Genomic DNA, 14,491 nt, shown 5'->3' on the forward strand with positions numbered 1-14,491 from the left:
TTCGTAGTCACTGTGCGCCTCCATGCGACCGCGCGCCATGACGACGCAAGCTGTCGATGAGCAGATTCACGCCGACGGTGAGTGTCGCGATCGCAACGGCAGGCATCAGCACCGCGGGCGCGCCTTCCGAAAGCCCGCCGATGTTCTCGCGCACGAGCGAGCCCCAGTCCGCGTTCGGCGGCTGCACGCCGAGGCCGAGGAAGCTCAGGCCTGAAAGCAGCAGCACGATGAACACGAAGCGCAGGCCGAAGTCCGCGAGCATCGGATGAATCATGTTGGGCAGCACTTCCACGCGCGCGATATAGAAAAGCTTCTCGCCGCGCGCCTTCGCCACCTGCACGTATTCGAGCGTCATGATGTTCACCGCGAGCGAGCGCGAAATGCGAAACGCGCCGGGGATGTAGGCGAGCGCGGCGACCATCATCAGCATCGGAATGGATGAGCCGAACGCCGCGATCACGACGAGCGCGAGAATCTTGCTCGGGATCGAGATGAGCGCATCGAAGAGGCGGCTCAGCACTTCATCGACCCAGCGCCCCGATACGGCGGCAATGAGACCGAAGAACGTGCCGATGACGCTCGCCGCCACCGTCGATGCGAGCGCGAGGCCCACCGTGTATTGCGTGCCGTAGAGAATGCGGCTCAGCATGTCGCGGCCGAGATAGTCGGTGCCGAGCAGATGCGCCGGGCTGTACGAGCCGAAGACTTCCGTCGAGGTGAACGCGCCGCCTTTATACGGCGCGATGACGGGCCCGACGAACGCGACCGCGAGCCAGAACACGACGATGAAGAGACCGATCAGCCCCAGCACGGAAAAGCGATCGACGAGGCGCTTCAACGCACCGCGCTTGACGACGACGGGCGCCTGTTCCTGCGGCGCGTCGGCGGGAGGCTGCTCGTATAGCATGGTCGTGGCGTGAGAAGAGACGTTCCGGTTCATCGTTGACGCAGCCTCGGGTTGGAGACGATCTGGGCCAGATCGGCAATGAGCACGAGCGCGAGATAGGCCGCGCAGAAAACCATCACGCAGCCCTGCACGAGCGGCATGTCGCGATTGGTGACGGCATCGACCATCAGGCTCGCGAGACCGGGATAGTTGAAGATCGATTCGACGATCACCACGCCGCCGAACAGATACGACAGCGAGAGCGCGACCGCGTTGGCGATGGGTCCGATGGTGTTCGGCAACACATGCCGCAGAACGACACGCATGGGCGTCGCGCCCTTCAGCAAGGCCATTTCCACATACGACGCGTTGAGCTGATCGAGCACGGCCGCGCGCGTCATGCGCGCCATCTGCGCGACGATCACGCAACAGAGCGTCATCACCGGCATCGCATAGGTGCGCAATAGCCCGCCGAACGACGATACATCCGACAGATACGACAGCGCGGGCAGCCAGCGCAGCTTCACAGCGAAGATCAGCACCGCGATGGTCGCGACGAGGAACTCGGGCACGGCGACGGTCGAGAGCGTGAGCACGTTGAGCACGCGATCGACGAGCGAGCCGCGATACATCGCCGATGCAATGCCGATCACGAGCGCGAGCGGCACCGACACGAGAGCCGTCAATCCGGCAAGCACGAGCGAATTCGGCAGACGCGTCGCGATCAGTTCGCTGACCGGCAGATTATTCGACAGCGACGTGCCGAAGTTGCCCGTCACCACATGCACGAGCCATTGCAGATAGCGCGTGACCGCGGGTTGATCGAGGCCGAACTGATGCCGCAGCGCCGTCACCTGCTCGGGCGTCGCCGCCTGACCGAGCGCCTGCTGCGCGGCATCGCCCGGCAACAGGCCGGTGATGCCGAACACCACCATCGACACGATGAACAGCGTGAGCACCGCGAGGCCGAGGCGCGCGGCGACGAGTCGTTGCGCATGAACTTTCATCGGATATCGCCTCTCGTTGAAGGGTTGACTTCGCGCGCCGCAACTTCGAAGACGGCGCGCGTCCGGCGTTACACCATGTTCATGCCTCGAGCCACACGTTCTCCGCGAACATCCAGCCCATCAGACCCGCGAGCGGAATGCCGCCGAGACCCTTGAGCTTCGTGGTGTGCGCATCGAGCGAGCTCTGGAACATCGGAATGCCGATGCCGCCGTCCGTATGCACGAGTTCCTGCATGTCGCCGTAGATCTTCTTGCGCTTCGCATCGTCCGGTTCGCCACGCGCGGCGACGAGCATCTGGTCGAACTGCGTGCTCTTCCAGTTCGCTTCGTTCCACGGCGCGTCGGACTTGAAGAACTGCGTGAAGATCACGTCCGCGCTCGGGCGCGCATTGATATTGCCGAAACCGAGCGGATGCTTCATCCAGTGGTTCGACCAATAGCCATCGGACGGCACGCGCACCACTTGCAGATTGATGCCGGCCTGCGGCGCGACCTGCTGCATCAGCACGGCCATTTCGACGGAGCCTTCCGCCGCCGGCGATGCATACAGTTGAATCGGCGCGTTGCCGAGCTTCGCCTTCTGGAAGTGAAACTTCGCCTTGTCGGGATCGAACGCGCGTTGCGGCAGGCCCGACATGTAGTACTTGTTGCTCGGATCGATCGGCTGATCGTTGCCGATCGCGCCATAGCCGCGGAAGATCGTCTTGCGCATCTGCTCGCGGTCCATCAGGTACGTCATGCCGCGACGGAAGTCCGCGTTGCCCGTGATGCCGCCGTCGTCGCGCATGATGAGGTCGGTGTACTGGCCCGTCTTCGTTTCCAGCACCGCGAAGCCCTGCGTGCCCTTGATGCGCTCGGTCGAACGCGCGCTCACCGCGTTGATGAGCTGCACGTCGCCGGACATGAGCGCGTTCACGCGCGCGGGCTCGTCGGCGATGCCGATGAGTTCCACTTCATCCAGATGCGGCATGCCCGGCTTCCAGTACTTCTCGTTGCGCACGCCCACGGTACGCACGCCCGGCGCGAATTCCTTCACCTTGAACGGGCCCGTGCCGATGGCCGTCTTGAAGTCCGTCGTGCCGTCCTTGATGATGAGGAAATGCGAGTCCGCGAGAATCACCGGCAGGTCCGCGTTCGCGCCCGTCAGCGTGATGGTCAGTTCGTTCGGGCCGGTCGCCTTGATCTCCTTGAACTGATCGGCGAGCGTCTTCGCCTTCGAGCCGACCGCCGGGTCCTTATGGCGCATCAGCGAATAGATGACATCCTGCGGCGCGAGCGATTTGCCGTCGTGGAACTGCACGCCGCTGCGAAGCTTCACGACCCACACGGTCGCGTCTTTCGTTTCGAGCGATTCGGCGAGCGCCATCTTGGCGCCGAGATGATTGTCGAGTTCGGTCAGGCCGCTATAGAACATGAACGCGCGGGCGTAGTCGGTGCCGAGCGCGCCCTTGGCGGGATCGAGCGTATCGGCGGCCGACGACGACTGCGTCGCCACGCGGATGCGTCCGCCCTGCTTCGGCTTGGCCTGTGCGAAAGCCGCGCCGCTCGCGCTAAGAAGCCCCGCGCCCGTCACGGACAGCAGCCCGCCCGCGGCCATCGCGCGAAGGACGTTGCGCCGCGACGCGCCACGGCGCGTCAGTTCTTCGAGCCGTTTGCCGGCATCGGCATGGGCAAGTGCTTCAGGCGATGTGTCGATGCTCATGAACTTCTCCGCGATAGGGGCTGTGAATGTCCGGCGGCTTGCTTATTGGATATGGACCGCCTGTGTTTGCTTCGATGCTTCAATAGAACACGTCTTTGATCGAGTAATACGCGCCGACGAGCGGCAAGAACCAGGGCTTGCCCGTATGGCCCGGAATCGCGGGCCAGTCGAAATCGCGCCACGGGTTCGCATCGGCGTTGCCGTTCATCACGTCGGCCATGATCTGGCCCATGTGCGTCGACATCTGCGTGCCGTGGCCGCTGTAGCCCATCGAGAAATAGATGCCGTCGTGCTGGCCCGCGCGCGGCAGACGATCCGCGGTGATATCGACGAGACCGCCCCAGCAATAGTCGATGCCCACATTGGCCAGGCTCGGGAAGATCGACGCGAGATTCGCCTGCAGAATGCGTCCGCTCTTCGCATCCGATGGACGTTCGGACGCGGTGAAACGTGCGCGCCCGCCGAGCAGCAGACGCGCATCGGGCGTGACGCGAAAATAGTTGTGCATCAGGCGGCTCGTCGTGTACGAGCGCCGGTTCGGCAGCAGTTCTTGCAGCCGATCCTCGGGCAAGGGCTCCGTCACGATGATGAACGAGCCGACTGGCGCGAGCCTGCGCCGATACCACGAGAACGGGCCGTGTTTCGAAGGGCCTGTTGCGATCAGCACCTGCTTCGCGTGCAAGGTGCCGCGCTTCGAATCGATGCGATACCCGGAACCTTCCTTCGTGATCGCGGTGACTTCGGCGTGCTCATAGAGACGCGCGCCTTGCTTCACTGCTGCTTTTGCAAGTCCGTCGGCGAACTTGCCCATATGCATCTGCCCGCCATGACGTTGCAGCAGGCCGCCGTGAAAGGCATCGGACTGCACTTCGTTGCGGACCTGCTCGCGATCGAGCAGATCGATGTCGGGATCGACTTCACGCCGGATCAGCTCGGCGGTCTTCGCGATATGTTCGAGATGATGCGGCTTCGCGGCGAGCTTGAGCTTGCCCGAAGCGAGATAGTCGCAATCGATGTTTTCTTCGCGGATCAGACGCTCGACGGTATCCACCGCCGCCGCATACGCGCGATAACAGCCTTGCGCGCGCTCGACGCCGAGTTGCGCGCGCAGCGCCGCATAGTCCTGCGCGACGCCCGTGTTGCACTGGCCGCCGTTACGCCCCGATGCGCCGCCGCCCATGCGCCCGGCATCGAGCACGACGACGCTCGCGCCGCGTTTGCCCAACGCGAGCGCCGCCGACAAACCCGTGAACCCGCCGCCGATCACGGCGACATCGGCCAGGCCGTCCGCCGGGCCTTCGCACGTCGAGATCATCGCGGGCGCGGTGTCGAGCCAGTAGGAGTCGAGTTTCATCGGCATTGCTCGCGTGAAGTGGCTTGTTTTACAGACCGAGTTGCGTGGCGAGATCGCCGATGGTGTCCACTTCGTAATACTCGTAGTACGGCGTGCCCGGCTCATGGCCGCGCTTAACGAACGCCTTGTGCTTGATGCCCATGTCGTGCGCGGTCATCAGGTCGTAGCGCAGGCTCGACGACACGTGCAGCACGTCTTCCGGATTGCAGTTCAACTGGTCGAACATGTATTCGAAGCCCTGCATGCGCGGCTTGTACGACTGCGCCTGCTGCGCCGTGAACACGCGATGGAACGGCGCGCCCAGCTTGTCGACGTTGCTCTGGATCTGATCGTTCGATGCGTTCGACAGAATCACGAGCTTGTATTTCGTGGCGAGCCGCGAAAGGCCTTCCGGCACGTCCGGATGCGGGCCCCACGTCGGCACGGCGAGGTAATACTTTTCGGCTTCGGCTTCGTTGAATTCGACGTTCATGCGCTCACATGCGCGGCGCACCGAATTGACGATCACGTCGCGATACGGCTTCCACGCGCCGAGCACTTCGTCGCGGCGATAGCCCGCGAAGAACTTGACGAATTGTTCGAGGTCGTCGCCCTGCAGACGGTCGGCGTACATCTCGCGGGCCATATCGGCCATGCGGAATTTCGTCAGCGTGCCGTAGCAGTCGAACGTGATGTACTTCGGCTCGAAATCGATCATGGTGTCAGTCCTGTCGTGTGATGAACCCGTCCGGGAGTTCAGTGGTGAAAACAAGCAACAGCGATGTGTTGAGGAAAATTTAAACAGTGCAAAAATGACTGAGCGCGTCGAATGCGTGCCTCGCGGCGATACAAGTCATGCGTTTTGAGGCATCGCCGCAGCAGAAAATGCGGCGTTCCTTTCGCACGATCGTGCGTGTTCTGTGCGCGTCATCCTTCCGTATCGATCAGCACGCTCTTGAAGCGCAGATTCGCTTCATAAGCCTGCCGCCCGAGATCCTTGCCGATGCCCGAGCGCTTGTAGCCGCCCGTCGGCAGCACGAAGTCGCTCGTGCGGCCATAGCGATTCACCCATACGGTGCCCGCTTCGATGCCGCGCACCATGCGCAGCGCCCGGCCGATATCCGCCGTATGCACGCCCGCGGCGAGGCCGTATTCCGGATGCGCCGCGAGTTCGAGCGCTTCTTCTTCCGTATCGAAAGACTGCACGGTGAGCACCGGGCCGAAGATTTCGTTGCGCACGGCGTCGTTGTCCTGCGTGACATCGCACAGCAGGGTCGGCGAATAGAACGCTCCGGGCGTCGCCGCATCCGCGCGCCTGCCGCCGCAACGCAGGCTCGCGCCGCCCGCGATGCCGCGCTGAACGATCGCATCGATGCGCTGCGCCTGCGGCTCGGAGATGATCGGCGGCAAGGTCGTGCCCGCTGCCCATGTCGCGCCCGCCTTGAGTTCGCCGAAGGCCTGCGCGATACGATCGGTCAGTTCGCCGGCGATTGCGCGCTGCACGAGCAGCCGCGAACCCGCGACGCACACTTGTCCGGCATTGCCCGTGATCGAACCCGCGATGCGCCGCGCCACTTCATCGATGCGCGGGGCATCGGCGAACACGATCTGCGGGCTCTTGCCGCCCAGCTCCAGCGTGACCGGCTTCGTGCCGGATTCCGCGCACGCGGCCATGATCGCGGCGCCGGTGCGCGTCGATCCGGTGAAGGTCACCTTGCCGATGCGCGGATGACGCACGAGCGCGTCGCCGGTCGTTCGGCCATCGCCCTGCACGACGTTGAAGATGCCCGGCGGCACGCCTGCTTCCAGTGCCAGTTCGGCGAGACGCAGCGCGGAAAACGGCGTCATCTCCGAAGGCTTCAATACCACCGCGTTGCCCGCCGCGAGCGCGGGGGCGGTCTTCCATATGCCCATCACGAGCGGAAAATTCCAAGGTGCGATTGCGCCGATCACGCCATACGGCTCGGCGATCGTCATGCCCAGATGCCGGTGATCGGTCGCCGCGACATCGCCGCCGATCTTGTCGGCGAACTCCGCATAGAAGCGGATGCTTTCGGCGGTGAACGGCACGTCCCAGTTGTACGCATCGCGTACCGGGCGCGTCGAGCCGAGCGCTTCGAGCGGCGCGAGATTGGCGGCATCGGCGGCGACGAGATCGGCGAACCGGCGCAATACCCGCGCACGTTCTCGCGGCGCGCGGCGCGCCCAGTCGCTCTGCCTGAACGCGCTGTAGGCGTTCTGCACGGCGTAGTCGATCATCGCTTCATCGGCGACGGGCACCGATGCATACACGACGCCATCCGATGGCCGCGCGACCTCGATACGCGACGCGCCCGCATCGATCAATTCGCCGCCGATGAAATGCCCGCTCCTGATGACGATGCTGGCAGGATCGAACCGGTCCATATGCGTGAGTCCTCCTCCGTGATGCTGCGTTGACATGGCTTCATCGTAGGTCCGGAGCGCCGGCATATTTCGCCGACAAAATTGCCGATTCAGCACAGCACGCGCGTTCTTGCGGCGATAACTCGCGGTTTTGCGTTGCACCACATGCACGGCCTCATGCACCGCGCGGGACAGGAAGATCGTCCTAGCCATGCGCGCTGCGCGGTGTCAAAGTCACGGTAAATGTCTTCAAGGTCAGGAGGCCGGCGTGCCCGACTCGAGCAATAACGATGTGGTCGAATACCGGGCTTTCACGCTCGACGACATTCCCGCGGCGCACGCGCTGTCGGCATCCGTCAAATGGCGGCATCGCGCGGACGACTGGCGCTTCGCGGCGCGTCTCGGCAATGGCTTCGCCGCCGTCGATCAGACCGGTGCGCTGGTCGGCACGGCGCTCGCGTTTCAGTTCGGCGCGCATGCCGCGACGCTCGGCATGTTCATCGTGTCGCCGGAACATCAGCGGCGGGGCATCGGGCGCGGGCTGCTCGACCGGCTGATCGCGACGCTCGGCGCGCGCACGCTCCTGATTCACGCATCGAACGAAGGCAGGCCGCTGTGCGAGGAACAAGGCTTCACGCGCATCGACACGATTCATCAGCATCAGGGCGCGGCGTTCCAGCCGCCGCTGGTTTCGCTGCCGCCGGGCGAGCGGCTGCGTCCGATCGGCGCGAAGGACACGCCGCGTCTCGCCGGACTGGCCTCGCGCGCGAGCGGGCTGGATCGCACGGCGCTGCTGCCGCAATTGCTCGACGTCGCGAGCGGCATCGCACTCGATCGCGATGGCGAACTCATCGGCTTCGCGCTCTTCCGGCGTTTCGGCGACGGACACGTGATCGGTCCGGTGATCGCGCCGGAATCGCCGGACCAGAGCCGCGCCAAGGCGTTGATCAGCTACTGGCTCGCGCTGAACGCGGGCATGTTCGTGCGCATCGATACGCCCTTGCGATACGGGCTTTCGTCGTGGCTCGAAGGGCTCGGGCTGCCGCTCGTCGATACCATCGAGCAGATGGCGAAGAACGGTGCGCCCTCCACGGATGCAGCGCTCGCGCAGTTCGCGCTGACGAATCAGGCGGTGTGGTAGCGGCTTGCGCGTGGACATCGGCGGAACCGATGTTCACGCCTTCGCGAGCCACGCGAATTCCGCGAAGCGATAACCCATCACGCGCCCCGACGGCGTTCCCTTCAAGCCGCGCAGGTTCGAGCTTTGCGCGTCGATGAAGTTGATGAACGCAGGGATCACGAGACTGTTCTTCTCGTAGATGATGCCCTGCATGTCGCCGTACATCTGCTTGCGCTTCGCTTCGTCGCGCTCGCGGCGCGCCTGCACCAGCAACTGATCGAACTGTTCGTTCTTCCACCCCGACTCGTTCCAGTTCGCGTTCGAACGGAAGAACTGCGTGTAGAGAAGATCGAGCGTCGGACGCGGCAGGATCGAGCCGTAGGTCATCGGATACTTCATCCAGTAGGTCGTCCAGTAGCCATCGGCGGGCACGCGGCGCACGTTGATATCGACGCCCGCCTGCTTCGCGGCCTGCTGGACCATCATCGCGGAATCGAGCGCGGTCTCGACCGACGGCGGCGCGATGATCTCCGCGCGCGCGCCCGGCGTGCCCGCCTTCTTGAAGTGGAACTGAGCCTTGTCCGGATCGAAGGTGCGTTGCGGCAATCCCTTCATGAAGTACGGATGCCACTCCGGCACCGGATGATCGTTCGCGAGCGTGCCGTGACCGCGCAGCATCACGTTCACAATGCGCTGCCGGTCATGCAGATACTTGATGCCCTCGTTGAAGTCCGAACTCTTCGTCGGCAGCATGTCCTGCCGCAATGCGAGATCCGAATAAAGCTGCGACGGACTTTCGAGCACGGTCACCTTGCCCGTCTGCTTCACGCGATCGACATCGCGTGCGGGCAGCGGCGAGATGAGCTGCACGTCGCCCGCGAGCAGCGCATTGGTGCGCGCCGCATCGTCGCCGATGCCGATGATCTCCACTTCGTCGAGATACGGAAGCCCCGGCTTCCAGAAGTTCGGATTGCGCGCGCCGATGCAGCGCTGCGCCGGCGTGAACTCCTTGCATGTGAACGGACCGGTGCCGTTGCCTTTGGAGAAGTCCGTCGTGTTCGCGGCGACGATCACGAGATGCGGAATCGCGAGCAGCGCGGGAAGATCGACGTTCGGCTCGCTCAACGTGATCTCGACCTTTAGCGGCCCGGCCGCCTTGACGGTGCTGATGCCATCCACGATCGACTTCGCCTTCGATGCCGTCGCGGGGTCCTTGTGGCGCATCAGCGAGAACACGACATCGTCGGAGGTGAATGGCTTGCCGTCGTGGAAATGCACGTTGGGCCGAAGCGTGACGGTCCACTTCACGAAGTCGTCGGATTCGAGCTTTTCCGCAAGCGCGTTCTGCGTCTTGAAGTCGGCGTCGAGTTCGGTGAGGCCGCTATAGAACATGTATGCGCGCGAATAGTCGCCGGTATGCGTGCCCTTCGCGGGATCGAGCGAATCCATCAGCGACTGGTTCGCCAGCGCCACGCGTATGCGTCCGCCGCGTTGCGGCGCAGGCTCCGTCGCGGCGAACGCGAGTGTCGATGCGCCCGGCAGGATGAGCGTTGCCGCGCCCGCGGCGGCCAGCGTCTTCATCGCCTTGCGGCGGCCAGGATCGGCGACTACGAGTTCCTTCGGCAATATCATGGTCAGCCTCGCTCGGTCATGTCGTTATGGCGGATGTTATGGCGAATACGATGCAACGGGCCTTCACAGCGCCTGACATAGCCGGTAGGCGTCGTAGATGGCCGTGTGAATATCGCGCGACGCGCTCGCGTCGCCGATACGGTAAAGACGGAACTGTCCTTCTTCGCCCTCTTGCGCTTCGGGCTGCGGCTTGCCCGTGGCGAACGCTTCGAGATCGGTGTAGCCGTCGTTGACGGAATACATGCGCGTCGCTTCGAAAAGATCATCGACCGCGAGCATGCCGCGCTCGACCACGACATGATCCGCTTCCATCTCCACGAGATCGTTCGTCAGGTGATGACGGAACACGGCGCGGCGCTTGCCGTTATCGGCCGCGCTCACCTCGATCAGCTCGATGTTCGTGCGCACGGGCACGTCCCAGCGCGCGATATTGCGCATCCACACCTGATCGTCGCCGCGTCCGCCGGTTTCCTGCGCCGGCATGCTGTCGATGAGCGCAAGCGATACATCGAGGCCCGCATCGACATAACGCTCCGCACACAGATACGCGTTGTGCCGCCCGGTGCCGTCGTACACGAGCACGCTGCCTGCGCGCGGCGGCGTTTCAGTGAGCGCATCGAATACGGACTTGCACAGCTCGCCGCCCGGCAACGCATCGAGATTCGGCAGGCCGCCTGTGGCGATGATGACGACATCCGCGCCATGATCGAGCACATCGCTCAACTCGGCATAGTGGTTGTAGCGCACATCGACGCCGAGTTTTTCGAGCTGCGACACGCGCCAGTCGACGATGCCGATGAGATCGCGCCGCCAGCTTCCTGTCGCCGCCAGCAGCATCTGTCCGCCCGCCGTCGAGTTCGCTTCGAGCACGGTGACATGATGACCGCGCGTCGCGCTGACGCGTGCGGCTTCGAGGCCCGCCGGTCCCGCGCCGACGATGAGCACGCGCTTCTTGTGCGCGGCTTCGGGCAGGTCATGCGTGAGATACGTCTCGCGCGATGTCGCCGGATTATGGATGCACGTCGCGCGGAAATTGCGGCAGAACGATGCGCCGACGCACGGCCGCGCCTCATCCTCCTTGCCCGCTTCGACGAGCTTCACGAGATGCGGCTCCGCGATATGCGCGCGCGTCATGCCGACCATGTCGAGCAGCCCTTCGCGGATCGCATAGCGCGCGGTCGCGAGATCAGCGATCTTCGCTGCGTGAAACACGGGCAGATCGACCGCGCGCTTGAATGCGGCGGCTTTCGGCAGCCACGGCGCGGACGGCACGAACATCCCCGGCATGGAATTGACCGCGAGCGACATCTTCGTGTCCATGCGCCCGAACGTGACGTTGAAGAAATCGAAGAGACCCGTGCCCTGCAGAATGCGCGACATCTCCAGCCCTTCCTCGAAGCTGCATCCGTCTTCGAGCGCGAAGCGAAAGCCCACGATGAAGTCATCGCCCACCTGCTTGCGAATCTCCTCGTGCACCTCGATCGCGAAGCGCACGCGATTCGCTGTCGAGCCGCCGTACTTGTCGGTGCGCAGGTTCACGGTCGGGTCCATGAACTGACCGATGAGATGACCGCCCGCATGTGTTTCGATGCCGTCGAGCCCGCCATCGCGGCAGCGCTTCGCCGCGATGCCGAAGTCGCGGATCACGCGTTTGATGTCCGCGTCATGGATCGCCTGCGGCATGGCGCGGTGCAGCGTTTCGCGCACGGGCGATGGCGCGATCATCGGCAGCCAGGGCTCCGTGTATGCATCGCCGCGCCGCCCGAGATGCGTGATCTGGCACATCAACGCCGCGCCGTGCGTATGGATGCGATCGGAGAAGCGCCGCAGATGCGGCACCACGGCATCGGTTCCGACGTTGATCTGCTGGAACGTGTTCGGACTGTCGATGCTGACGTTCGACGACCCGCCGAACATCGTCAGCGCGATACCCCCTTTCGCCTTTTCCTCGTGATACCGTTGATAGACCTCCTGCGGGAATTCGTCGCGCGTCAGACGGCTTGCGTGACTCGTGCTCATCACACGGTTCCTGAGCACGAGATGCTTGAGAGTGAACGGCTGAAGCAACGGGTCCGACGAAGCAGTAGTCATGGCCTGCGAGATGAAGTGACGTCGGACTCAAGGTAAGGAGGTCAATATGCGCCGTCAAATTACAAATCGATGCATGCCCCATAACATGGTGTTGTATGAGTCTGCGACTTCCTTCGCTTCAGGCGTTGCTCGTATTCGAAACATCCGCGCGGCTGTTGAGCTTCACCAAGGCTGCCGGCGAACTCAACGTGACGCCCGTCGCGGTGAGCCGCATGGTGGCGCGGCTTGAAGACGCGCTCGGCTTCAAACTCTTCGAGCGTACGAAGCTAGGGCTAACCCTGACCGATCGCGGTGCAACATTGCAGCACGCCGTCGCGTCCGGCTTCGGGCAGATCGGCGATACCATCGAGGAACTCAAGCGCGATCATGCGCAAGGCGAGATCGTCACGCTATCGCTCGCGAGCGGTTTCGCCGCGCTGTGGCTGCTGCCGCGTTATGCCGAATTCCGCCGTGCGTTTCCTTGCATCAATCTGCGCTTGCAGGTGATGGCAGGACGCCTGTACGGACCGCTCGAAGATGCGGACGTCGGCATACGCCTGCATGGTCCCGGTTCGGACAAGGACCCGCTTTTGCTGTGTCCGGAGATCATCGTTCCTGTCTGTAGTCCGAACTATCTTGCCGAGACCGGCCTGCTCGATGCGCCGAGGAACGCCGAAGGCCACGCCTACATTCATCTCGACGTAACCACGCTCTCATGGGCGGATTTTCATCGGGCGACGGGGCTCTCCGACAAGGGCATCGGCGAAGCGGTGCATCACACGGACCCCGGACTCGCCGTGCAATGCGCGATGCTCGGCCAGGGCGTCGTGCTTGGCTGGCTGCTCGCGATCGCAGCGCCGCTCAACGAGGGCAAGGTGATTCCCGCGTGGGATCGTTATATCGAAACGGGCTGCAATTACGTGCTCGAATATCGTTCGTCGACGCCTTCGGAGAGCACGCGCGCGGTGGCGCGATGGCTCATCGACGAGATGAAGAAGGAACTCGACGACGCGCGGCGCGTGCTCGCTCCGTTGAAGGCGGTCCCGAAGCATCGTGTCGAGCCCGCGTCGCCGGTCCCGTCGCCATCATGAGGCCGCAGGCGCCGCGCGATCGCGCTGCCAGCAGCGCAGGCCGAAGAGCGGCACGACGCCATACGCATGATCGAGCATGTCCGACTGCAGACTCTCGTATCGCTCCCAACGTATCTCGTCGATGAACACGCAGATCTCCAGCGCGACGATGGGCATCGCCGACTGCACGTGTCGAATCACGAGCGGCATGTCACGGCGCACGGCCGGATGCTCACGAAAATATCCGCTGAGATAGAGCCTGTATAAACCGAGGTTCGTGCGGCGCTCGCCTTCGGGCAACGCGAGCGGTCGCTCGATCGCTTCGCGCAGACGCGCGAGCAAGGCATCGTCGGGGAAGCGGATCGTGTCCGCGTCGAAGTGAATCGCGTGCCGCAGACGTCGCGCGCCAGACGCGATCATGCCGCGCCAGTTCTTCACGCTGTTCGTCAGAAGCAGCTGGCTCGGCAGCATGACGATCGTGTTGTCGAAGTTGCGCACCTTGATCGTGTTCAACGCGATATCGACCACGATGCCATCGGCGACATATCCCGGCACTTCGATCCAGTCGCCGACGCGCAGCATGTCGTAGGCCGCAAGCTGAATGCTGGCGACGAAGCCGAGGAGCGAGTCGCGGAAGATGATGATGAGCAGCGCGGTGATGGCAGAAAGCCCGGTGAGCAGATAAAGCGGCGAGCGCTCCAGCACCAGCGACACCACCGCGATCAGCGCGACCAGATACACGACGATGGTCGCGATTTGCAGAAAGCTCTTGATCGGCCGTTCGCTCGCGGAGGGAAAATGGCTGTAGCGCTCGTCAATGCTGTCACGCAACGCGAGCGCCGCGCGCACGAGCGTGTAGACCATGTAGCAGGCTGCAAGAATGGCCAGTGGCCGCCCGAGCGCGGGGATGATCGGGAACGTGAGACCGGAGAGCAGTGGCGCCGATGCATAGACGATCGCCGCGGGCACGAGCGGCGCGAGCCGGTGAAACACCCGATGGCGCTCCGCCGCGACCAGCCACTTGCGCCCTTCCTTGCGTGCGAGCCGGCTGACGATCAGAAGCATGATCGAGCGCGTGACGTAGTAGCAGATCACGCTCGCCAGCAGAATCGCCAGCAGCAGCGCGGCCACCAGCAGTGTCGCGACGAGCCAGCTCTCGGTGGCGACGTGCACTTCCCAGTCTGGTCCGACTTCGATATGCAAGGTGTTGCCGAACATGGACGCTCCCGATGTGGGCGAAGCGAGAGGATTATTCAGGCGAATCGGACGTGACGCTTGCTCTGTTG

General features: G+C 63.7%; 11 protein-coding genes. 2 read left to right on the forward strand and 9 right to left on the reverse strand.

Going from position 1 to position 14,491, the window contains the following annotated elements; genetic code table 11:
* Positions 1–7: 7 nt before the first annotated feature.
* The 6 genes from PQR08_RS26370 to PQR08_RS26395 all read right to left on the reverse strand — a co-directional run bounded on the left by PQR08_RS26370 (position 8) and on the right by PQR08_RS26395 (position 7,334).
* Positions 8–940 carry an ABC transporter permease gene (locus PQR08_RS26370; protein ID WP_035503857.1) on the reverse strand — a complete coding sequence of 311 codons (933 nt, stop codon included), beginning with the start codon at positions 938–940 and terminating at the stop codon, positions 8–10.
* Positions 937–1,893, reverse strand: coding sequence for an ABC transporter permease (locus PQR08_RS26375; RefSeq protein ID WP_035503859.1), 957 nt, complete (start codon positions 1,891–1,893; stop codon positions 937–939). The genes PQR08_RS26370 and PQR08_RS26375 overlap by 4 nt, the downstream gene beginning before the upstream one ends.
* A gap of 79 nt (positions 1,894–1,972) precedes the next feature.
* Positions 1,973–3,595 carry an ABC transporter substrate-binding protein gene (locus tag PQR08_RS26380; RefSeq protein ID WP_035503861.1) on the reverse strand — a complete coding sequence of 541 codons (1,623 nt, stop codon included), beginning with the start codon at positions 3,593–3,595 and terminating at the stop codon, positions 1,973–1,975.
* A gap of 79 nt (positions 3,596–3,674) precedes the next feature.
* Complete coding sequence (locus PQR08_RS26385; RefSeq protein ID WP_250486298.1) at positions 3,675–4,949, reverse strand: NAD(P)/FAD-dependent oxidoreductase; 1,275 nt, start codon at positions 4,947–4,949, stop codon at positions 3,675–3,677.
* A 28-nt stretch (positions 4,950–4,977) separates the two neighbouring features.
* A complete protein-coding gene (locus tag PQR08_RS26390) occupies positions 4,978–5,646 on the reverse strand; it encodes a haloacid dehalogenase type II (protein ID WP_062258951.1) in 669 nt (222 codons plus the stop codon).
* Between the two features lie 209 nt (positions 5,647–5,855).
* On the reverse strand, positions 5,856–7,334 hold the full coding sequence (locus PQR08_RS26395) for an aldehyde dehydrogenase family protein (protein ID WP_250486351.1): 1,479 nt from the start codon (positions 7,332–7,334) through the stop codon (positions 5,856–5,858).
* Between the two features lie 247 nt (positions 7,335–7,581).
* On the opposite strand from PQR08_RS26395, the gene PQR08_RS26400 reads away from it, so the two are divergent.
* A complete protein-coding gene (locus tag PQR08_RS26400; protein ID WP_250486299.1) occupies positions 7,582–8,454 on the forward strand; it encodes a GNAT family N-acetyltransferase in 873 nt (290 codons plus the stop codon).
* Positions 8,455–8,487: 33 nt separating this feature from the next.
* Here PQR08_RS26400 and PQR08_RS26405 read toward each other — a convergent pair whose 3' ends face one another.
* A complete protein-coding gene (locus PQR08_RS26405) occupies positions 8,488–10,065 on the reverse strand; it encodes an ABC transporter substrate-binding protein (protein WP_250486300.1) in 1,578 nt (525 codons plus the stop codon).
* Positions 10,066–10,128: 63 nt separating this feature from the next.
* Positions 10,129–12,156 (reverse strand): oxidoreductase, encoded by a 2,028-nt coding sequence (oye, locus tag PQR08_RS26410; RefSeq protein ID WP_284509145.1) that lies wholly within the window; start codon positions 12,154–12,156, stop codon positions 10,129–10,131.
* Positions 12,157–12,251: 95 nt separating this feature from the next.
* Between oye and PQR08_RS26415 the strand changes: the two genes are divergently transcribed.
* Positions 12,252–13,226: a LysR family transcriptional regulator gene (locus tag PQR08_RS26415; protein ID WP_250486302.1), complete on the forward strand. Its 975-nt coding sequence runs from the start codon at positions 12,252–12,254 to the stop codon at positions 13,224–13,226.
* On the opposite strand, the gene PQR08_RS26420 is transcribed toward PQR08_RS26415, so the two are convergent.
* Positions 13,221–14,423, reverse strand: coding sequence for a mechanosensitive ion channel family protein (locus tag PQR08_RS26420; protein ID WP_250486303.1), 1,203 nt, complete (start codon positions 14,421–14,423; stop codon positions 13,221–13,223). The genes PQR08_RS26415 and PQR08_RS26420 overlap by 6 nt on opposite strands.
* Positions 14,424–14,491 lie beyond the last annotated feature (68 nt).

It is taken from the genome of Caballeronia jiangsuensis (assembly GCF_046030135.1).
GTDB classification, from domain to species: Bacteria; Pseudomonadota; Gammaproteobacteria; order Burkholderiales; family Burkholderiaceae; genus Caballeronia; species Caballeronia jiangsuensis.

Coding starts and splice junctions, on each gene's coding strand:
- PQR08_RS26370 (WP_035503857.1), bottom strand. CDS start 940: ATGAACCGGAACGTCTCTTCTCACGCCACGACCATGCTATACGAGCAG.
- PQR08_RS26375 (WP_035503859.1), bottom strand. CDS start 1,893: ATGAAAGTTCATGCGCAACGACTCGTCGCCGCGCGCCTCGGCCTCGCG.
- PQR08_RS26380 (WP_035503861.1), bottom strand. CDS start 3,595: ATGAGCATCGACACATCGCCTGAAGCACTTGCCCATGCCGATGCCGGC.
- PQR08_RS26385 (WP_250486298.1), bottom strand. CDS start 4,949: ATGAAACTCGACTCCTACTGGCTCGACACCGCGCCCGCGATGATCTCG.
- PQR08_RS26390 (WP_062258951.1), bottom strand. CDS start 5,646: ATGATCGATTTCGAGCCGAAGTACATCACGTTCGACTGCTACGGCACG.
- PQR08_RS26395 (WP_250486351.1), bottom strand. CDS start 7,334: ATGGACCGGTTCGATCCTGCCAGCATCGTCATCAGGAGCGGGCATTTC.
- PQR08_RS26405 (WP_250486300.1), bottom strand. CDS start 10,065: ATGATATTGCCGAAGGAACTCGTAGTCGCCGATCCTGGCCGCCGCAAG.
- oye (WP_284509145.1), bottom strand. CDS start 12,156: ATGACTACTGCTTCGTCGGACCCGTTGCTTCAGCCGTTCACTCTCAAG.
- PQR08_RS26415 (WP_250486302.1), top strand. CDS start 12,252: ATGAGTCTGCGACTTCCTTCGCTTCAGGCGTTGCTCGTATTCGAAACA.
- PQR08_RS26420 (WP_250486303.1), bottom strand. CDS start 14,423: ATGTTCGGCAACACCTTGCATATCGAAGTCGGACCAGACTGGGAAGTG.